The organism is Anabaenopsis tanganyikae CS-531 (assembly GCF_029891675.1).
Taxonomy (GTDB): Bacteria; Cyanobacteriota; Cyanobacteriia; order Cyanobacteriales; family Nostocaceae; genus Anabaenopsis; species Anabaenopsis arnoldii.
The window spans coordinates 29,767-50,525 of record NZ_JANQDF010000045.1 but is presented as its reverse complement, the minus strand read 5'-3'; the positions used below and the strand labels follow the sequence as shown (position 1 = coordinate 50,525).

The window sequence follows — 20,759 nt, the reverse complement described above, 5'->3', positions numbered from 1 at the left end:
GAAGCTTCATCAATTCCTAGTCCAAAATTTCCGATGACATCTGTGTAAGTATTATTGCTTAATTTTGTGTCACAATTTTAATTAGCTGTTTCTGACAAAACTGAAAGAACTACAGCTTGACCATCTTTTAAAGGCCGAGCAGCTCGAACAACATAGGGATCACCTGGTTGCAAGCCAGATAGAATTTCTACTTTACCATCGGCTTTGTTACCTAAAGTAACCGCACGGGCTGTTACCTTGGTTTTACCTTCTGTTTCTGTAATTATAAATACTTGACTGTTGCTCTCGTCTGAGTCTTTTTGAATAGCTGATTGAGACACCACTACTCGCTGTGATGACTGGGGTTCAAATTTGACTCTTGCTAAGAGTCCACTACCAATTTTGTTGTCGTTATTCGGAATCACTACCTCTACTGGTATCAAGCGAGCTGTTGTATCAGCCGCTGGAGAGATTCGTGTGACTCTACCTATTAGGGTTGCATTGGGGAAAGCATCTAAACTGACTTGTGCTGACTGTCCTACTTCAATTTGAAATAGTTCTAATTCGGAAACTTGGACTATGATTTTTACACGGCTAAAGTCAGCTATCTGTACAACTTCATTACCTGGTTGGAGAAGATTACCTGGTTCTGTGACTCTTTGTGTAATCACACCGGTGATGGGGGAGATTAAGCGAGAGTAGGATCTACGTTCCTGAAATTGAGCGACTACGGCTTGTTGCACAGTTACTCTACCTTGGGCTGTGGTGACGGATTGCTGTTCTGTACGTACCCGCTCTTCCGATGCTCTTAATAACTGGGCTGCGGTGAGATATCTGGTGCGTGATTGTTCCGCAGCTTGTTCGGAGATCGCCCCCGCTTGAAAGAGTTCCTGTTGTCGTTGGGAGTCAGCCTCAGCTTGTGATAATTCTAACCGCATTCTTTCAACTTCGGCTCGGACATTACTTACTTGAGTTTCTGCCTTGGTTACTTCTGATTTTAGGGACGCTAGTTCCGCTTCTGCTTGTCTTAACGCTATTAAGAGCAAGGTATCATCTAAGAGTCCCACCTTAGCGCCTTTTTCTACTCGATCGCCTACGTCTAAGTTCAAAGCCAATAGTCTTCCTTCTACTTGCGATCGCAATGATACTGTCTGAAATGGTGTGGTATTCCCTGTGTAAGTTGGTTGAACCTTTAATGAATCAGTACGGGCGATCGCTACATCTACAGGTGTAGGATTGTTACTGCTTTGTCTTTCACGACGTTGCTGAGATTGAGCGTGAGCAGATTCTTTGGGTACCTCCCCACAACTAGCCGTTAATAATCCCACACCTAGTAGTAATGCAAACCAGAAGGGAGCAGGAAGAGAAGGTTTTGACAATTGGGGATGAATTAATTGGTTTAAGGAGGCGTTATAGGTGGGTTTAAAACAGATTTTTACCGCCAAAATCATGATATTTGCTCAATAAAGACAGTTTTTTGTGGAAAGGGACTGTATATTTCTACTGACTCATGCATATTTGCACGAATCTATACGGCGACTCTGACAGCTTGTTTAGTTTTATTTTTTACTTATGGCTTACGCCACACTGCGCTATCGCAGTTAATAAAGTATTTACCATTATCTTGCCAGTACAAGCGTAAATATTTTTTTGTACTTGGTAATCTGATATTTACAGTATAGAGTGTTACTGCATTACTGATGATTCTTTCCGGGTTTTTCCATCTCAAATCGCCAATTATAGCTGAGATTCACCTCTCCTATTAGGACTTTTAGGAATTTTTAGTGGTGATTCTAACCTAGAAAACTATGAAACTTATTTTACACAAACATACATTTTTTAGCAAATTAACTAATATTTCTGAATTTATATTAATTTTATTAACGAAATATTGCCTTTTGTACTCTTATAATATAAATGACATAAGTTTTTGCGATAGCTTGCGTCGCGTAGCCATAGGCGAGGATAATTAACAGTGACATCACCCCTCAAACTTGCACAAACCGCTGACGAGTACCAGATTGCAGAGTTTTTTCGAGAATCAGTTGGTCAGTGGCGCTCTGAAAGACGCTACTATACCTTACCGGAAGGTAAAACCAAGGAAATACAAAGTTTAATCACCATCCGGTTTTTAGAATCAGGATGTGATGAATTACAAAACCTGGGTCATATCCACAATTTAGCGGGTTCGGTGAGTTTAATTTGTGGCGCTCAAGTTACCTGGGAAACTACAGATGTCCTCAGATCCGAAAAAGAATCTCAAGGTTCCACATTATTTGGAGTTTTGGGAAATACCTTGTATCGCAATCGCGGTTTTGCTACAGTCAAACCAATCACAGCTCAATATTACTTCTCCAACCCGAAAACACTCAGTTTGAGAACTGAGTACAACGGGTCAGTGTTTGAAGAGGAGTTAAAACTAGTGGGTAGTAAATACCGCACCAGACAGACAATCATTTCCCGTGCTGGAGAGGAATTGATGATTGGTCAATATTTGGAAAAGAGAATGGACGGTTTACTCTAGGATGGTAAGTGGGGATCATAGAGTAAGCCATACATCTGGCCTGTCTATGGCAAAGAATCACAAAGTCACCCTTTGTTGATAGTGATAGCGTGGCGTAGCCATAGCTAATAATGACTTCCGGTTTTGCGTTGATGCACAGCGGTGACACCATCTTTATTTAAGACCTTGCCATTATCTACCGTGGCATAAACCAGCCAATGGTCACCTGATTCCAATCGACTTTGTACGGAGCATTCCAAATATGCTAAGGATTCAGTGAGAATGGGAGAACCACTTTCAGACTCGTCAGATGGAACACCAGCAAATCGGTTCTGTCCGGGAGCAAAAGGTTTGAGAAAGTGTTTCATCAAACCTATATGCTTACCCTCCGGGAGGATATTAAGGACAAATTTATTACCTGAGTGCATCAACGTTTCTAACGCTCGGTCTTTAGCCACGGCGACGGTTAAACCAGGAGGATTAAAACTAGCTTGAGAAACCCAGGAGGCTAACATGGCGCTGGATATATCGCCTTCCTTGGCTGTCACAATACAAAGAGAACCCACAATCCTGCCAACTGCTTGTTCTACATTTGTGGCTGGTTGGGTGGGAACACGCACCTTTTTAGCCTTTTTCAGTCCTTGAGCAAAGTCAGTACCGGCCTGTTCGCATAATTGTAATGTAGTATCATCGGGTTTAAACTTCACCCGGATAGTATCAAAACCAAACCGAAATCCAGCGTCTTTGAGTTTATTTTCAATTAAATCAACCGCTTCACCACTCCAGCCAAAGGAACCAAAAACCCCGAATAGTTTATCATTAGTAGCCGTAGAAAGGACAATTCCTAAAGCTGTTTGCACCGGAGTAGGTGCATGACCGCCAAGGGTAGGTGAACCGATGACAAAACCAGCAGACTTTTCCACCGCCAGCCGAATTTCTTCTGGTTCTGTAAATTCACAGTTAATGGATTCTACCCCCACGCCAGCCTTAGTAATACCACGAGCGATCGCCTGGGCCAAGGTGGCGGTATTACCATAGGCTGATGCATAAATCAGTGCCACTGTCAAGTCGGATGAGGCTTGTTGTTGAATCCATTGGCGATAGGCTTTAGTCAGTTCGATTAAGCCATAACGCACTATGGGGCCATGTCCAGGAGCATACATTCTGATGGGTACATCAGCAAGTTTATCTAATGCTGTTTCTACTTGCCGAGGGTGAGGAGCCATCAGACAATCAAAGTAATAGCGTCGGTCTTCGTTGATTGCTTCCCAGCCCTCATCAAATACCTGATCGCCACAAATATGCGCCCCAAATAGCTTATCTGAGTATAGGATTTCTGTTTGTGGGTCGTAGGTGCAAAGCTGATCTGCATAACGTGGGTTAGGGGTGGGAATGAATTGTAAATCATGACCTTTACCCAAGTTGAGGGTTTCATCCCCCCGCATAACTTTAATTGGTAAATCTTGATTGTCTAAAGTACTGCGTAAATTTTTAGCCCCAGGGTTAGAACAGACAAAGGTGATCTGGGGTGCAACTTCCCATAATGCCTTGAGAGTAGAGGCCCGATTAGGATTGATATGACCGAGAATGACATAATCAATAGTTTTTAAATCAACCCTTCGCCGTAAATCTTCTAAGTAAATTTGCGTAAATGTTTCCCCTGGAGGGTCAATCACAGCAATTTTTTGCCCCTGAATTATATAAGAATTGGCAGTTGTTCCTTTAGCAAGAGCATATTCAATTTCAAATCTCAGTCTTGACCAACTGCGCGATCGCAGTATTGTAGTATCTGTCCCAATGGGAAGGGCTTGAACGTCACGGGGTTTGTCTACAGAGAAAGTCATAGCTTTAAAACTCATTTTTAACGGATCACCAGTCATCAATCATCTTTTTAGTAATGGTTACCGACTTTCCGATGATGGACAGCCGTTAATGCTTCTGGTTTGGATACTCTTCCTTCGTAGATGTGGCTATATACCGCCCAGTGGTCACCGCAGTCCATCCTACTCACAACTTCACACTCCATGTAGGCTAAAGCGTCGGCGAGGATGGGTGCGCCGTTTTGGGCAGGCTGAGTTCTCACACCTGCAAAGCGGTCAGCACCTGGGGCGAACCGTTTTAAGAAGTGCCTCATGAGTTTTTGGTAATTACCTTCCTCTAAGACATTGAGGACAAAGCGATCGCCTACTTGCATAAGTGATTCAATCGCCCGGTCTTTAGCGACTGCAATGGATAATCCCAGGGGTTTGAAGCTGGCTTGCGCAACCCAGGAAGCTAACATGGCGCTGGATATGTTGCCTTTTTTGGCAGTAATTATATATAGTCCGCCACTGATTCTACCTAGTGCTTTATCTAGGTCTGTATCCAGGGATTTCATAGCTTTGATGCTGCGATCGCGTGTTACCCACTGTCCCAAGTCTGTACCCGCCTCTTCACACAGTTGGTAAGTGTTTTCGGTGGGGGTATCCTTAATGCGAATTGGCGGGAAAACTGTTGTTAATCCCAAGTTACGGAATTTATTTAGTAAAGGATCTACAGGTTCATCGTCTCCGCCGCCGGTTTCAAATATGCCTATGGCTTGTTTTTCTTTCGCAGAGCCTAAAATGGTACTGAGTGCTGCTTGGATATTGGCATTGCTTCCCGCGTTTGGTGTACCCACTACTATTCCTGTACACCGTCCAACTAATTCCCTCAGTTCCTGTAAATCTACCCCTGACCCCAAATCTACGACTTCCACCGCCACATCGGTTTTACTAATACCCTTGGTAATGGCTTGGACAAGGCGATCGCCGTAACCATATTCAGAGACGTAAAATATCCCCACTGCTGTTTCCGCTTTGCTTTGGTTTTGGCTCCAAGTACGGTAGCGCCCTATGAGTTCGGCCACATTGTGAGATAATAACGGCCCGTGACCAGTGCCAATCATATCAATGGTTTTTAGTTCCGCCATGCGTTTGAGGGCAGATAGCACTGAGCGCGCATTAGGCCCCATTAAGCATTCGTAGTAATATTTAAAATCTGCCTCAATGGCTGCTAAGTTGTCGTCAAAGGTGCTATCTGAGCAATAATGCAGCCCAAAAGCATCACAGGTGTAGAGAACTTTGGTTTTGTGATCGAAGCTGAATATGGTATCCGGCCAGTGTAAGTTGGGGGCAATGACAAATTCTAATTCATGACCATTGCCTAAATCTAAGCGATCGCCATTTTTGACAATTTGGCGTTTAAATGGTTGATGTACTAAGTTTTCTAGAAACTGGATTGCTACCTTAGAAGCCACAACGGTAATTTCTGGAGCCATTTGCAACAAATCTTTCACTAAGCCGCTATGATCTGGTTCCGTGTGGCTGACAATTAGATAATTAATTTCTGTGGGATTGATTAATCCCGTGAGTATATCAAAATATAACTGGCGAAACTTTTGGTGAGAAGTGTCAACCAAGGCAGTCTGCTCACCTCGGATGAGAAACGAGTTATAAGTGGTACCGTTTTGCAGACCAAACTCAATATCGAAGCGATCGCGGTCCCAGTCTAAAGAGCGGATTGCTATGGTTTCTTGAGCAATTGCCACAGTTTCTATAGTGAGACGTTTTTGAGTTGTGGATACCATAATTGTCCTCCTTGACGCAATGAGTATTTTTCCCCTATTTGTATTGTGACACGCCTTGATTGTTCAGCTTGATTGAAAAAACTATGACAGAGTTAAAAAAATTAAAAGTGTGAAACCACAGAATCTTTGGTTAGCTTTGGAAATTGGCAATTCCCGCCTACACTGGGGACTGTTCACAGGTGAAACTCTGACCCACACCTGGGACACTGAACATATTTCGGAGTCCATAATACAAAAACTAGCTCAATGTCAAACACTCGATGATGTCCCACCAGAAATTTTGCCTGGCCATGTCAGGAATAGGCAAATAGCCCCTGAGAAAACTCCCCATCCTCCTATATTCTTAGCTTCTGTCGTCCCCGATCAAACCGCAATTTGGCAAAATCACCCTCATGTGCGTGTGATCACGTTAGAGCAAATTCCTCTTTTAAATATGTATCCCACTTTGGGAATTGACCGGGCGCTGGCCTTGTGGGGGGCAGGAAAAAAATTTGGTTTTCCCATACTAGTAATTGACGCTGGAACCGCACTAACTTTTACGGGTGCGGATGCTAATGAGTCTTTGCTAGGAGGCGCAATTCTACCAGGACTGGCTTTACAGTTTACTACTTTAAGGCAAAAAACCGCACAATTACCAGATCTAGAAATAGAAATTATCTATTTACCTCCAAGGTTTGCCTTAAATACACCAGAGGCGATTCAAAGTGGGATTATTTACACTTTACTAGCTGGGATTCAAGATTTTTGCGTGTCGTGGTGGCGGCTATTTCCTGATGCTAAAATAGTCATCAAAGGAGGCGATAGACTTTTATTATTAAAATATCTGCAATTTAAATTTCCAGATATTGCAGCGCGTTTAATTGTCGAAGCAAATTTAATTTTTTGGGGAATGCTAGAAATAGTCAGATTCTTTTAATTAGGCTTTACCGAATTAGTAGTAAAAGTGGGAATTGTTGGAATTACTCTCGATAAAGTTCTGAATATATCGAATGACAATTCCGCTACAATAACCAGGCAAATCATTTCCGGCATGATCAATTATTTTCAACTCTACTTGAGGCAGCAGGCGAGTGTAAGTTTGAGTTTTAACTACTGCATCTAAAGAATCTTGACCACCTTGTAAAATGAGCACTGGAACTTTCATCAAGTGCAATCTTTTATCAACTAATTCTGCTTCAATTTCTGAATCTCGCCTTTGGAACAACATCTGACACGCTGCAGGATATTCTAACAAAGTCCGACGCCAACTAAAATTTTTGTCAATTTTTTCTTTCCAAACCGGAATTTTATTTAATCCCCGACAGAATTTTAATATCTTCAATAAGATTGGTGTACTTTTAACAAATTTTCGCATTTTCCGAAAATATCTTTCCTGTCCTTGTACAGCTACACCTTCTGGTGCTAGCAATACTAAACCATATACTTGATCTGGATACTTCAAAGCATAGCTAGCAGCAATCCAACCGCCAAGAGAATACCCTATCAAGTATACTTTTTCCAATCTCAGAGCTTGAACAAATTCGGCAATACACTCTACCTCTAAATCAATCGAGTAATGAACATTAGGGTTTTCTGACTCACCAAACCCCAATAAATCTGGTGCAAAGCAATGAAAATTATCAGATAGTGACTCAACTACTGATACCCATTGACTGCTATTGTTCCAAGCACCATGTAAGAAAATTACAGGAGTCCCTTCACCAGCTTCACGCCAAAACAAAAGCCCTTGAGTAAGTTGTCTCCGGGAGTTACGGAATAGTGTATGCACTTTAATCTAAGGTTAAATCTCTAATCAACAATACCGTTTATGCTAGTGTTGTCAAGCCGTTCAAATAATCTTCTAACTGGCGCGTGTGGTCATGAGACATTTTTCCTAGAGGTAAAGAATCAGGTTGAAAAGCCTCGATTTCCAAAGCTTCCAAAGTATCTTGAATCTCCATTTCTCCTTGAACTTCAGCTTCAACCAGAATACAAATTGAATGAATGCGAGGATCACGGTCAGGTGCTGAGTAAACTCCTACTAAACGGGTAATTTTTACCAACTCCAGTCCGGTTTCTTCTCTCAATTCTCGTTTGACTGTTTGAGGAATATCCTCTCCCCAATCCACCATACCCCCTGGTAACGCCCAGCAGCCGTCATCGCGCCTTTTAATCAGGACAATTCGACCATCTGGCAATATTGGGATGATACTAGCACCAGTAATAGGATGACGGAAAATCAGACCTAGTACCGTTTGTACTAAGCGCCATAAATTACTTCTCGACTGGGCAAATGTTGCAAAAAAAAGCAATAACATTCAATCTTAAGTTATTTATTGAGTTTGAATGGCAGAAATCAGTTTTTTCTCAAGACTTTGTACAGTATATCAATGTTCTTATTGATTGCCAAAAAAAACATTAGTGTGTATTTATACATTATTCACGTAAGTAATTGACTTTTTGGGTTAGCTATGGCTTAAATACAACTTGATCCACAATAATCAACACCTTGGCACTGGAGAAGCAGTTCTCGGTAGTATTGACATAAATAAATGAAATACGATAGACTAGTATGCTGTTAAAACTATATAATGACTAATCTAGGCCAAAGATATATCAATGACATAAGTAGCTGATGTTCCTTATGTAATGCCTAGTTGGGATTTTTTGTTGTTTATTAAATGAGGTGAACATGGCCAAGCGCCGTAACCCGAAAAAAGAAAAGGCGCTACGTAACCAGGCGTATGCCAGAAAGTTTCGTAAACGGACTACTACAGGAAGAATGCAGAGAAGGTTCCAACAAAGACCTCCTAAGAGTGAGGAAGAAGAGGGCGCAGCCGCAACTGACGCTGAGTCCTAATTCTGTTGACATCTTTTAATTATTTGAGTTTTTGGATTTTCAGGGGGTACATATTATATGTACCCCCTGATTTGTTAATTGGCATTGCGCATTGGGAATAAGCTAGACTAGAAATATCTGCCCATTGCCCACGCTATACTTCTGTTATTCACCAATTTGAGTGCGGGCTGTAGTAATTGCCTGATTTACTTGTGTAAAACCTGTGCCACCGTGGCTATTGCGTGCTGCTACGACTTGACGGGGGGAGATTGCTTGATAAATATCTGTGGCAAATGCTGGATGGAGTTGTTGCCACTCTTCTAATGTTAAATCTTTTAAGAGTTTACCGGCGGCAATAGTGGTTTTCACCACCTGACCAACAAGGTTATAGGCTTCTCGGAAAGGAACACCCCTAGCCGCCAGATAATCTGCCACATCTGTAGCGTTAGAGAAGTCTTCGCTAACGGCTGCTGCTAAACGCTGTGGACAAAATTCCAACCCAGCTTGCAACAATATTGTCATGGCTTCTAGAGACGCTTTGATGGTGTTAACGCTGTCAAATAAACCTTCTTTATCTTCTTGCAGGTCTTTATTATATGCCAGGGGTAGGCCTTTCATAATTACTAGCATTGCTTGGAGATGACCAAATACCCTGCCAGTTTTTCCGCGCACCAATTCGGGTACATCGGGGTTTTTCTTTTGGGGCATAATGCTAGAACCAGTAGCACAGCTATCTTTGAGGGTGACAAAACCAAATTCTTGCGATGACCAGAGGATAATTTCCTCAGAAAGACGGCTGAGGTGAACCATGATTAAGCTGGCCGCACAGAGAAATTCAATCACAAAGTCGCGATCGCTAACTCCGTCCAAGCTATTATCATAAATTGTGTCAAAATGCAATAGTTTAGCTGTGTAATGTCTGTCAATAGGGAAAGTCGTCCCCGCCAATGCACCACAGCCGAGGGGGGAAATATTCACCCGGCGAGCAACATCTCCTAGGCGTTCCCAGTCGCGTTGTGCCATTTGGAAATACGCCAGGAGGTGATGAGCTAAACTCACGGGTTGGGCACGTTGAAGGTGCGTATATCCAGGAATCAAAGTTTCAACGTGGTCTTCGGCTATATCTAGTAATACACGTTGAAATTCTCTTAGTTGGCTGCGGATTGCTTGAATCTGCTCCCGCAGATAAAGTCTAGTGTCGGTACCAACTTGATCATTACGCGATCGCGCCGTGTGCAGCTTTTTACCTATATCGCCGACAATTTCCGTTAGTCGGCGTTCCACAGCAAAATGCACATCCTCTGCATCAATACCCGGCTGAAATTTTCCTTGGCGGTATTCTTGGCGAATCTGTTCTAAACCAGCCACGAGTTGATCCCCCTCTACAGAGGAAATAATACCCGTATGAGCCAGCATTTTAGCATGAGCTTGAGAACCAGTCAGGTCATATTCGATTAATTCGATATCGAAACCTATACTGGCATTAAAACGAGCGATGGCTGGATGTAATGCGGATTCAAATCGTTGACTCCACGTTTGTTCTTTCGTCATAGATAATCTTTTATTTTGAATTGATTTTCTCAGCTGTTCGCAAAATTTGCCCGGCGAGCACAGCAGCACCAAAACCATTATCAATATTCACCACCCCCACACCTGCTGCACAGGAGTTGAGCATTGTCAATAGGGGGGCTAAACCGCCAAAACTGGCACCATAACCAATGCTAGTAGGAACAGCAATCACTGGACAATCTGCTAAACCTGCCACAACACTAGGCAAAGCGCCCTCCATTCCCGCCACAACAATGAGAACTGATGAGGCTTGAATCAAATGGCGATTACTAAGTAAACGGTGAATTCCCGCCACACCCACATCCCAAAGACGCTGTACACGCAAACCAGAAAGTTCTGCTGTTACAGCCGCCTCTTCAGCCACCGGTAAGTCAGCAGTCCCGGCCGAAAGAATACTAATTAAACCGCCAATCTTTGGGTCAATGATGGGGGGACTAATGGCGCAAATTCTCGCCAATTCGTAATATCGTAAATCCCTAATCTTGGGTTGCAGTGCGGTATAAACTTCTGGTTCAATGCGGGTTGCCATCACTACCGGGTTACGGTGGCGCATCACCTGCATAATTTGTACAATCTGCTCTGGAGTCTTACCAGGTCCCCAAATGACTTCAGGGAAACCAGTTCTCAGTTGGCGATGATGATCAATTTTGGCAAACTCACCCACAGATTCATACGACCAACTTTTTAGAGAGTCTAACGCTATATCTGGGGTAACTTGACCATTAGCAACCGCTTCTAAGAGCGATCGCAAACTTTCGGGTTGATTCACGGTAATTTTCAATGAGGGAATAGGAAAATTAGGAGGTCATTTTGATTTCATAAATATTCCAGAATGCGCCACCTAAAGCTGAATACTGAATATTTTCAAATTTATTTCGCACTGCTGACAATGAGTAAGGATTAACCAAATAAATAAACGGTAAATATTCTTGGCTAATCTTCTGAGTTTCCGCATAAATTTCTTTACGTTTGGCCTCGTCTAATTCCCTGGCCGCTTGAATGTAAAGTTCAGCAATTCTCGCCTCCCAAGGAGACACCTCCCAGCCTTCTATTGGCTTTTGTCCCGCCTGGGGTTTTTGATTAAACATATGTAATCCCCCTTCAGGTGACCAGACATTAGCGCCATTATTGGGTTCTAGCCCACCAGTCAAACCTAGTAAAGAAGCATCCCAATCTAGAGTATTAGCTAGCTTATCTGTGTAAGTATTCCATGCCAAGGGTGTGAAATCAACCTGGATCCCAATTTTGCCTAAATCTTGTCTAATTTGTGCCCCCATTGCTTCGCGGATTCTGTTTCCTGCATTTGTTAGTAAGGTGAAACGAACCCGATTACCTTGGTAATCTAATAGTTGACCTTGGGTATTATATTTAAAACCAGCCTTTTTGAGCAATTCTTTGGCTTTTTCAGGATTGTAATCGTAGGTTTTTAGTCCCTGTTCCGGAGACATATAAAAAGGACTCTGGATGGTAATGGGTGAGTCTTGAGTTTGACCCAAGCCGCGGAAAGTATTATTAATCATGGTTTGGCGGTCAATAGCATAAGCTACTGCTTGCCGAAATTCAACTGTATTAAACCAACGAGACTTTATCGGGTCTACCAGAGGTTTACCATCTCTTCTACCTTTGTTGAGATTAAACACAACAAAGGAGGTTCCAGTCGCTGGACCGCCGTTATAGATGGTGAAATTACCCTGTTTTTCTTGCTTTTTGAGCAAAGAAAAGTAATCTGGTGTCACTCCCACAGCATCTAAACCACCAGAACGAAATTGCAGCATTGAAGTATCTGTAGATTCGACAATTGGCCATACTATCCGTTCAATATAAGGTTGAGATTTTCCTTGTGGGCCTTTACGCCAATAATAGGGGTTACGCTGGAAAATTACACGCTGACTTGTATCATAACGCTCTAATTTGTATGGGCCATTGACGATGATTTCATCGACAGGAGTATCAACGCCCCACTTGGAGAGAAATATAGGCTTACCTTCTCGGTCTTTTGTTGTGATGGATTTTTCCAAGACATGGGCGGGTAAAATTGGGATTCCTAATGTTCCCAAAAAGGGCGCAAATGGTTCTGGAGTAGTGAATTTAACCCGCCGGGTATCAATTTTTTCTACTTTAGGTAATGCGCGGCTGTCACCTACTCTGAGAATATCTCTAGTATCTGTGGGAATTTCTTCGTTGAGGTAGATGTCGTTATAAGTGAAAACAACATCGTCTACTGTTAGTGGTTGCCCATCTGACCATTTTAAACCCTCTCTGAGGGTAAAAATAAACCCTAATTTATCATCGGTAACTGACCATGATTCTGCTAACACTGGCTCAATTTCCCCTGTGATGGGATTCTGGGTAGTTAATCCCTCGTAAGTTAAACCGAAAATATTAGGAGATTCGGAACTCAGCGCATAATTAAAGGTTTTCGGATCACTGAGAATGCTGTTGATTAATTGCGGTAATTCTGCGGATTTAGTTGGGAATTTAGATGGGTTACAGGCTATAATTGTCATAGCTGTAAAAGCCACTAAACATATGAATAACCAAAAACCTTTTATTGGTTTAGATATTTTGTTACTGAATATCATAATTTATCGTTTAGTTTTATTAAATAAATTGACTAATCAGTTTTTAGCTGATAATAAAACTATTGCATAAGCACATATACCTTCTTCGCGACCAACGGGGCCTAATTTTTCATTAGTCGTGGCTTTGATGCCGATTTGATTGGGTACTAACTCTAAAACAGAGGCTAAATTAGCACGCATTTTTTCAATATGCGGCTTTAATTTGGGACGTTCTGCTACTACTACCGAGTCAATATTACCTATTTGCCAACCTTGTTCCTTGATGAGTTGATGTACTTGAGTTAATAGAACTACACTATCAGCCCCAGCCCATTGGGGATCAGTGGGAGGAAAATAATGACCAATATCCCCCAAGGATAAGGCCCCTAACATAGCATCCATGATGGCGTGAATGAGGACATCAGCGTCACTATGCCCTAATAAACCAAATTCGTGAGGAATTGGGATTCCTCCCAGAATTAAAGGGCGATCGCTGACTAATTTGTGGATATCGTAGCCGTTGCCAATGCGAATATTCATGGTTATGATTAGTTATTTTGTCGTGATGGGTCATTGGGGAATGTCTTTTCCCCCAATTGCTGCTTCTCCTGTTGCCATTTTTGCAGCAAATCGGGACGGCGATCAGCCGTTCTTTTGAGTTGTTGCTGATATCGCCATCGAGCTATTTCCGCATGATTTCCAGATAGTAAGACATCGGGAACTTTCCAACCGCGAAAATCAGCCGGGCGAGTGTACTGGGGGTAATCTAGCAATCCCTCCTCAAAACTTTCTGCCTTCAGGGACTCGACTTTACCTACAGTACCTGGTAAAAGCCTGACTACACCATTGAGCAATGCCATAGCCGGAATTTCTCCCCCGGTGAGAATAAAATCTCCTAAAGATACCTCCCGATTGACTAAATGGAGTACCCTCTCATCTACTCCTTCGTAATGGCCGCAGATGACTACTAGCTGGTCATAATTCGTAGCCAATTCCTTCAATAGGGGTTGATTCATGGTTTGACCCTGGGGGCTCATAAAAATAATCTCTCTGCGTGGTAGACTTGGCAACGATTCCACAGCAGCAAAGATTGGTTCTGGCTTCATCAGCATCCCTACGCCACCGCCATAGGGTTCATCGTCAGCCTTATGGTGCTTATCGGTGGTAAAATCCCTGGGGTTAAGCAGATTTACTTGAGCAATCCGTTTAGCTAAGGCTTTGGCTAGCAGACCGGAACTTAAAAGTGAGGTAAAACAGTCAGGAAAAAGTGTAACTATATCAAAGCGCACAGTAATTCGTATTGGAGAACACTAATCTTAAATTTGAATGTCTAGCAAACACAATCGCTCAATGTAGGATAGAACTACAGACAAGTTTAATCAAGAGGATTTTATGAACGATCTCAGAAAATCTCTTGATTTTAGTAGGATCAAAAGTTTTTCTAATTACTTAATTTGTGTTTAAATATTGTCACAAGTACATTTAAATTAATAATCTGAGCAAGTTAACAACTTCAGTGGCTGCATAGGCCCAGCCTCAAGAAAAGCGTGTTAAAACCTGATAGACCGCAATACCAGAGGGGAAAAGGACATTTCGTCAAAGGGGGGAAACCCACCGAACACAAGTGTCATCTCCAGTCTCCCCAGCATTATTTTGCCAGTCTGGAAAAAGTGTACAGGTGAACAACAAGGCACCGGCTTTGAGGAACAGTAAACAACACATGAATATTAAGGCTTATCCTAACGGAGACGCTACGGGAACATGTGGATCAGTCCAGAAGTTAAATCGGCAAGTTACCCCGATGCTAAGTTTAGGACAAGTTTCTCCCCCAAAAAGCGAAGTGCAATCGCTTCCTTGGTGTTAGCCATTCCCCTGAGTGTCCATAGCCATACCTTGTTCTATTCACCTGAAGTTGTTGACAGGAGAAACACAATGCCGCAATTAAAAGCTAAATCGCTGGAAATGAGGACACCCCAAGCAACTAAAACCGCCGTTCTGGTTATCGGAGGCGCAGAAGATAAAGTTCATGGACGCGATATCCTCAGAACTTTTTTTGGCCGTGCTGGTGCTAGTAAGGCCTATATTACAATTATTCCATCGGCTTCTCGCGAACCAGCTATCATCGGTGGTAGATATATTCGCCTATTTGAAGAAATGGGTGCAGACAAAGTCGAGATTTTAGACATACGCGAACGCGAACAGTGTGAAACCAGCCTTGTCAAAGAGTCCTTGGAATCCTGTAGTGGTGTATTTCTCACTGGAGGCGACCAATTGCGTCTTTGTGGCGTACTCTCAGATACGCCAGCTATGGAAATTATCCGCCAACGGGTACGGGACGGACAACTGACACTGGCCGGTACTAGTGCTGGAGCCGCAGTGATGGGGCATCATATGATTGCTGGTGGTGGTAGTGGTGAAACTCCAAATCGTTCCCTGGTCGATATGGCAACGGGTTTGGGTTTTATTCCGGAGGTGATTGTTGACCAGCATTTTCACAATCGTAATCGCATGGGTCGGTTGATTAGTGCGATCGCCGCTCATCCCGACCGCCTAGGGATTGGAATTGATGAAGATACTTGTGCTGTATTTGAACGTGATGGTTGGCTACAAGTTGTCGGTAAAGGAAGTGTCACTATTGTCGATCCCACAGAAGTGAGCCACACCAACGAGCCTCATGTGGGCGCTAATGAACCTCTCACCGTGCATAATTTACGATTGCACATCCTCAGCTATGGCGATCGCTTTCACCTATATCAGCGGACTGTATTACCTGCTGTACACCGGATCGACCGCTAAAACAAGGGGGAGGAAAAATATGGCTTACGCCACGCTACCCTATCAAATTCCCAAAAAACTAGACTCCCCCAATGACCAAGTACCCTGTTTTGTTGCTAGCCCCGCTAACACTAACACAAAAACTGTTCACCATAAACAGTTTAGCGGTCAATTTCAGTAAGAAACTAGAATTTTGGTTCCGAATCTCCATCTACCTATTCCCATGAGAATCCTCAAGATCCAGACCTTACGTGGCCCAAATTACTGGAGCATTCGACGCCACAAGCTAATCGTTATGCGACTCGATTTAGAGAACCTTGCCGAGACGCCCTCGAATCAAATCCCTGGCTTTTACGAAGGATTAGTAGAGGCTCTGCCAAGTCTGGAAGGTCATTACTGCTCCCCTGGCTGTCGCGGCGGTTTTCTGATGCGGGTTAAGGAAGGCACTATGATGGGCCACATCGTGGAACACGTAGCCTTAGAACTGCAGGAATTAGCCGGAATGCATGTCGGCTTTGGGCGCACCCGCGAAACTGCCACACCTGGGATTTTCCAGGTGGTGATCGAGTATCTGAATGAGGAAGCAGGACGCTACTCGGCGAGAGCAGCTGTGCGGCTTTGCCAAAGTATCGTTGATAGAGGTCGTTATCCAAAAGCAGAACTCGATCAAGATATTTTAGACCTACAAGATTTATGGCGTGAATCCTCTTTAGGTCCTTCGACTGAAGCAATTGTCAAAGAAGCTGAAAGAAGAGGTATTCCCTGGACACAGTTGAGTGCCCGGTTTTTGATTCAATTGGGTTACGGCGTGAATCAGAAGCGGATGCAAGCAACTATGACTGGTAATACCGGAATTTTGGGAGTCGAATTAGCTTGCGATAAGGAAGCTACCAAACGCATTCTGGCAGCATCTGGAGCCCCAGTACCCAAAGGTACAGTGATCAACTTTTTTGATGATTTGGAAGAAGCCATTGAATATGTGGGTGGCTATCCTATTGTCATCAAACCATCTGATGGTAACCACGGGCGTGGAATTACCATTGATATTAGAGAGTGGGATGAAGCCGAAGCGGCTTATGAAGCAGCCCGATTAATTTCTCGCTCTATTATTGTTGAGCGCTATTACGCCGGGCGAGACCATCGGGTGCTGGTTGTAAATGGCAAAGTGGTAGCCGTAGCGGAACGGGTTCCGGCTCATGTTGTCGGCGATGGTCGGTCTACCATTGCTCAACTGATCGAGGAAACCAACCAAGACCCTAATCGTGGTGAAGGACATGATAATATCCTCACCAAGATTGAATTAGACCGTAGCAGCTACCAATTATTAGAAAGGCAAGGCTTAACCCTTAAGAGTGTACCACCTAAAGGGACAATTTGTTATTTACGGGCAACAGCTAATTTGAGTACTGGGGGAAGTGCCATAGACCGCACGGATGAAATCCACCCGGAAAATGTCTGGTTGGCTCAAAGGGTGGTGAAAATTATTGGTTTGGATATAGCCGGCTTAGATATTGTCACTACAGATATTAGCCGTCCTTTGCGCGAGGTAGATGGGGTAATTGTGGAGGTGAATGCAGCGCCAGGATTCCGGATGCATGTAGCTCCCAGTCAAGGTATACCCCGGAATGTTGCTGGGGCGGTTATGGATATGCTGTTTCCCCATGAACAGTCAGGTCGGATTCCGATTTTGAGTGTCACAGGTACTAATGGTAAAACAACCACTACTCGACTGTTGGCACATATTTATAAGCAGACAGGCAAGGTCATAGGATATACAACTACAGATGGGACGTATATCGGTGAATACTTAGTGGAGTCAGGAGATAATACTGGACCCCAAAGCGCCCATGTGATTTTGGAAGATCCCACTGTGGAGGTGGCAGTGCTGGAAACTGCTCGCGGTGGAATCCTACGCTCCGGTCTAGGTTTTGATCTGGCTAATGTCGGTGTAGTATTGAATGTATCCGCTGACCATTTGGGTATAGGTGATATAGATACCATTGAGCAGTTGGCTAATTTAAAGAGTGTAGTAGCAGAAGCCGTATTTCCTGACGGTTACGCTGTGCTAAATGCCGATGACCATCGGGTAGCAGCTATGGCCCAGAAAACTAAAGCTAATATTGCCTATTTTACTATGAATCCTGATGCTGAGTTGGTGCGTCAGCATGTACAGCAGGGGGGTGTCGCGGCGGTTTATGAGAATGGCTATCTGTCTATTGTTAAGGGCGATTGGACACACCGCATAGAAAGAGCCGAAAATATTCCCTTGACCATGGGCGGACGAGCCGGTTTTATGATTGCTAATGCTTTGGCGGCTAGTTTGGCGGCTTTTGTCCAGGATGTGACCATAGAACAGATTCGCGCCGGGTTGAAGACTTTCCGGGCCTCGGTGAGTCAAACCCCCGGAAGAATGAATTTATTTAATTTGGGTAAGTATCATGCTTTGGTAGATTACGCTCACAATCCCGCCAGTTATGAGGCTTTAGGTTCTTTTGTGCGAAATTGGACTACGGGAGAGCGCATTGGCGTTGTCGGTGGTCCAGGCGATCGCCGGGATGAAGATTTTGTCACCTTGGGGAAATTGTCGGCAGAAATTTTTGACTATATTATTGTCAAAGAAGATGATGACACCAGGGGGCGATTACGTGGGTCAGCGGCGGATTTGATTACTAACGGTATTACCCAAGTTAATCCAAATTGTCCTTATGAGTCAGTTTTGGATGAAACTACGGCAATTAATAAAGCCTTAGATATGGCTCCCGATAACAGTCTAGTAGTAATTTTACCAGAAAGTGTGAGTCGAGCCATCAAGTTAATCAAGCTGCGGGGTTTAGTAACAGAGGAGGTACAGCCACAAAATACCTCCACCACAATCATAGATACTCAAAATGGGATGACATCTTCTGTGATCAAGACTTTACCTTAGTTGGGGTTGTAGAGACGAATCTATGGCGTCTCTACTTCTAAATATTGCTGTTCTCCTATGGCTACCCCTCCTTAGCTATCACCCTGGGCGTCATCATCCTGAGAGTTCAATTCTTCCTTGAACCCCCGTAAGGTTTTACCCAATGCATTTCCCAATTCAGGAATTTTTTTAGGGCCAAAAATTACGATAGCTACAATGGCAATTATGACTACTTCCGGCCATCCTAGTCCAAACATTATGGTTATCCTTTATTCAAGTATAATTAAAGACACAACTTTAGATCATAAAATTCTCTAGTGCCAAGTTTATCTAAATAGATGAGCAATATTTGGGTTTATTTTAGAGTATCTCCCAGGTGAGACCAAGGCAGTAAAAATTTTAGAATCTTTTCTCAGTTTTACTTTGAATTTGACACTCACCAGGTTTAAAGACAGGGGCTAGAAACCAACCTTTAACAGTACTGGGAAAGCAAAAGACCCTAGACGCTCAAGACAACTATTTTTCAAATTGCAATTGGGCTGACTTTTAAATTGTTTTTGGTTTGGTAATTCTATGCTTTCTCAATGGGGATATTTAACCAATGACTTAATTCATGAGCTAGCCATTCCAGTTCCGCTTCAGATTGAATAGCACCATGATTAACACTCAGAGGGTATTTTGTCACTCCCACCCAAATTTCTAACTTTGCTGGGTGGAGAATATCACCCATAGCATCTTCGACGTATCGAGGAATATAAGCGATCTTAGTAATATTTTCCCGAGGCGCCGGGAGGAAACGATGCCATTTAAATCCGAATAATTCATCAGTAAAGGTCATTTGCTGCTCATCGAAACGCAGGCGGGTGCGTCTAAATAGAGAGTCAAATAAACAATAATACAATATGAAATAACCCATACCCCACAGCATCAATCCCTGTAAGGCAACGAAAAAATTGATGGTAAATAGCCCCCCAATTGTCCCCACGAAGCCACCAAAGAACAAAAACATACCAAACAAACCACTGAATAACATCGAAAACTTCCAACCAGCCGATGGGATGAGAATTTCCAGATGATCCCAATCCTGGGAAAGTTGAATTTTACTCCCCACAGGTTTAACCATATTTAAAGGGAGGGGGCTTTTCAAGTCCGACTCATTCAAAGCTTTCAGGGCTTCTAAAGCCGAACTTGGTCGCCGTTCTAGGGTTGGTTCAGTCATCCACCTTAACCAGCGAGTCAACCCTGGACTCAGGTGAGTTACTTGTTCAAACTGAATGCGAAAATCTTTTTGGGGTAAATCGGCAGGATGATTACCGCTGACTAAATAAATTAATGTTGCGCCTAAACTATAAAGGTCAGAAGTTGGAACAGTACGCCCCCCAAATTGCTCTGGAGGCATATAGCCATATGTTCCGACTACAGTTCTAGTCCCGGCTTCTGTATCAAGTACATTTTGCACAGAACCGAAATCTACTAGGTAAACTTGACCGACATGATGAGCGGAGCGCTCACCCAATAAAATATTGCTAGGCTTAATATCACGGTGAATCACAGGTGGATGCATCCCATGTAGGTAGATGAGAATTTCTAAAAGCTCTGTGGCTACCTGTTTGATTTCAGATTCTGTAAAAGTCCGTCCAACTTTGATGTATTGTTCTAAAGTTTGACCTGAAATATAGCTCTGTACTAGAGCAAATCCTTTAAGCTTGGGTAAATTTACTTCAAAATAGTCTAGATAACTGGGGATAGCGGGATGGGACAAAGATTTTAAAATTTTGGCTTCGCGCTCAAATAGCTTGAGATCATCCCATTCAAAGTCACTGCTAAAAGAAAGTAACTTGACGACTACTAACTCCCCTGTGGTTTTATCCCTGGCTAAGAACGTCCGTCGCCCTGATTTCTTTCCTAATAGCTGCTGGACTTCGTAGCGATCGCCTAAGATTTCGCTGATCATTATGATTGCTAATAACGCTAAGTTCTCAAGCTTTTTTGGCTTATGGCTTGTCAAATTGGGCAAGCTGATACATTTAGTATAATTGTGT

At 43.2% G+C, this 20,759-nt stretch carries 17 protein-coding genes; 5 read left to right on the top strand and 12 right to left on the bottom strand.

The features are described 5' to 3' along the window. Window positions 1-77: 77 nt before the first annotated feature. Window positions 78-1,430 (bottom strand): efflux RND transporter periplasmic adaptor subunit, encoded by a 1,353-nt coding sequence (locus NWP22_RS04960; RefSeq protein WP_271731727.1) that lies wholly within the window; start codon window positions 1,428-1,430, stop codon window positions 78-80. A 524-nt stretch (window positions 1,431-1,954) separates the two neighbouring features. On the opposite strand from NWP22_RS04960, the gene NWP22_RS04955 reads away from it, so the two are divergent. Further along, entirely contained in the window at window positions 1,955-2,503 is a 549-nt protein-coding gene (locus NWP22_RS04955; protein ID WP_271731728.1) for a phycobiliprotein lyase, read from the top strand. A gap of 104 nt (window positions 2,504-2,607) precedes the next feature. On the opposite strand, the gene NWP22_RS04950 is transcribed toward NWP22_RS04955, so the two are convergent. Continuing rightward, a complete protein-coding gene (locus NWP22_RS04950; RefSeq protein WP_271731729.1) occupies window positions 2,608-4,341 on the bottom strand; it encodes a diflavin flavoprotein in 1,734 nt (577 codons plus the stop codon). Between the two features lie 32 nt (window positions 4,342-4,373). Then, the gene (locus NWP22_RS04945) at window positions 4,374-6,089 is read right to left on the bottom strand and encodes a diflavin flavoprotein (RefSeq protein WP_271731730.1); all 1,716 of its coding nucleotides are present in this window, start codon (window positions 6,087-6,089) and stop codon (window positions 4,374-4,376) included. Between the two features lie 109 nt (window positions 6,090-6,198). Here NWP22_RS04945 and NWP22_RS04940 point away from each other — a divergent pair, with 109 nt between their 5' ends. Then, window positions 6,199-7,005, top strand: coding sequence for a pantothenate kinase (locus NWP22_RS04940; protein WP_271731731.1), 807 nt, complete (start codon window positions 6,199-6,201; stop codon window positions 7,003-7,005). A gap of 15 nt (window positions 7,006-7,020) precedes the next feature. Here the strand turns inward: NWP22_RS04940 and NWP22_RS04935 are convergent, their stop codons facing one another. The 7 genes from NWP22_RS04935 to trmD all read right to left on the bottom strand — a co-directional run bounded on the left by NWP22_RS04935 (window position 7,021) and on the right by trmD (window position 14,326). Further along, entirely contained in the window at window positions 7,021-7,857 is an 837-nt protein-coding gene (locus tag NWP22_RS04935) for an alpha/beta fold hydrolase (protein ID WP_271731732.1), read from the bottom strand. Window positions 7,858-7,894: 37 nt separating this feature from the next. Beyond that, complete coding sequence (locus tag NWP22_RS04930) at window positions 7,895-8,386, bottom strand: NUDIX hydrolase (protein WP_271731733.1); 492 nt, start codon at window positions 8,384-8,386, stop codon at window positions 7,895-7,897. Between the two features lie 686 nt (window positions 8,387-9,072). After that, window positions 9,073-10,458, bottom strand: coding sequence for an argininosuccinate lyase (gene argH, locus NWP22_RS04925; RefSeq protein WP_271731735.1), 1,386 nt, complete (start codon window positions 10,456-10,458; stop codon window positions 9,073-9,075). A gap of 10 nt (window positions 10,459-10,468) precedes the next feature. After that, window positions 10,469-11,245 (bottom strand): nickel pincer cofactor biosynthesis protein LarB, encoded by a 777-nt coding sequence (larB, locus tag NWP22_RS04920; RefSeq protein ID WP_271731737.1) that lies wholly within the window; start codon window positions 11,243-11,245, stop codon window positions 10,469-10,471. Between the two features lie 28 nt (window positions 11,246-11,273). Continuing rightward, entirely contained in the window at window positions 11,274-13,058 is a 1,785-nt protein-coding gene (locus NWP22_RS04915; protein WP_271731738.1) for an ABC transporter substrate-binding protein, read from the bottom strand. Between the two features lie 36 nt (window positions 13,059-13,094). Further along, window positions 13,095-13,577, bottom strand: coding sequence for a 2-C-methyl-D-erythritol 2,4-cyclodiphosphate synthase (gene ispF / locus NWP22_RS04910; RefSeq protein ID WP_271731740.1), 483 nt, complete (start codon window positions 13,575-13,577; stop codon window positions 13,095-13,097). 8 nt (window positions 13,578-13,585) lie between these two features. After that, a complete protein-coding gene (gene trmD, locus NWP22_RS04905; RefSeq protein ID WP_271731741.1) occupies window positions 13,586-14,326 on the bottom strand; it encodes a tRNA (guanosine(37)-N1)-methyltransferase TrmD in 741 nt (246 codons plus the stop codon). Between the two features lie 643 nt (window positions 14,327-14,969). Here trmD and NWP22_RS04900 point away from each other — a divergent pair. The 3 genes from NWP22_RS04900 to cphA are packed head-to-tail and all read left to right on the top strand — an operon-like array spanning window position 14,970 to window position 18,738. After that, the gene (locus NWP22_RS04900) at window positions 14,970-15,833 is read left to right on the top strand and encodes a cyanophycinase (RefSeq protein ID WP_271731775.1); all 864 of its coding nucleotides are present in this window, start codon (window positions 14,970-14,972) and stop codon (window positions 15,831-15,833) included. A gap of 19 nt (window positions 15,834-15,852) precedes the next feature. Beyond that, entirely contained in the window at window positions 15,853-15,993 is a 141-nt protein-coding gene (locus NWP22_RS04895) for a hypothetical protein (protein WP_271731743.1), read from the top strand. Window positions 15,994-16,035: 42 nt separating this feature from the next. After that, window positions 16,036-18,738, top strand: coding sequence for a cyanophycin synthetase (gene cphA / locus NWP22_RS04890; RefSeq protein WP_271731777.1), 2,703 nt, complete (start codon window positions 16,036-16,038; stop codon window positions 18,736-18,738). 71 nt (window positions 18,739-18,809) lie between these two features. Here cphA and tatA read toward each other — a convergent pair whose 3' ends face one another. Further along, complete coding sequence (gene tatA, locus NWP22_RS04885) at window positions 18,810-18,974, bottom strand: twin-arginine translocase TatA/TatE family subunit (RefSeq protein WP_271731744.1); 165 nt, start codon at window positions 18,972-18,974, stop codon at window positions 18,810-18,812. A gap of 314 nt (window positions 18,975-19,288) precedes the next feature. After that, a complete protein-coding gene (locus NWP22_RS04880) occupies window positions 19,289-20,671 on the bottom strand; it encodes a serine/threonine protein kinase (protein ID WP_271731746.1) in 1,383 nt (460 codons plus the stop codon). Window positions 20,672-20,759: the final 88 nt, after the last annotated feature.

Coding starts and splice junctions, on each gene's coding strand:
- NWP22_RS04945 (WP_271731730.1), bottom strand. CDS start 6,089: ATGGTATCCACAACTCAAAAACGTCTCACTATAGAAACTGTGGCAATT.
- NWP22_RS04900 (WP_271731775.1), top strand. CDS start 14,970: ATGCCGCAATTAAAAGCTAAATCGCTGGAAATGAGGACACCCCAAGCA.
- NWP22_RS04950 (WP_271731729.1), bottom strand. CDS start 4,341: ATGAGTTTTAAAGCTATGACTTTCTCTGTAGACAAACCCCGTGACGTT.
- cphA (WP_271731777.1), top strand. CDS start 16,036: ATGAGAATCCTCAAGATCCAGACCTTACGTGGCCCAAATTACTGGAGC.
- argH (WP_271731735.1), bottom strand. CDS start 10,458: ATGACGAAAGAACAAACGTGGAGTCAACGATTTGAATCCGCATTACAT.
- NWP22_RS04895 (WP_271731743.1), top strand. CDS start 15,853: ATGGCTTACGCCACGCTACCCTATCAAATTCCCAAAAAACTAGACTCC.
- ispF (WP_271731740.1), bottom strand. CDS start 13,577: ATGAATATTCGCATTGGCAACGGCTACGATATCCACAAATTAGTCAGC.
- NWP22_RS04880 (WP_271731746.1), bottom strand. CDS start 20,671: ATGATCAGCGAAATCTTAGGCGATCGCTACGAAGTCCAGCAGCTATTA.
- NWP22_RS04960 (WP_271731727.1), bottom strand. CDS start 1,430: ATGATTTTGGCGGTAAAAATCTGTTTTAAACCCACCTATAACGCCTCC.
- NWP22_RS04915 (WP_271731738.1), bottom strand. CDS start 13,058: ATGATATTCAGTAACAAAATATCTAAACCAATAAAAGGTTTTTGGTTA.
- NWP22_RS04930 (WP_271731733.1), bottom strand. CDS start 8,386: ATGTTATTGCTTTTTTTTGCAACATTTGCCCAGTCGAGAAGTAATTTA.
- tatA (WP_271731744.1), bottom strand. CDS start 18,974: ATGTTTGGACTAGGATGGCCGGAAGTAGTCATAATTGCCATTGTAGCT.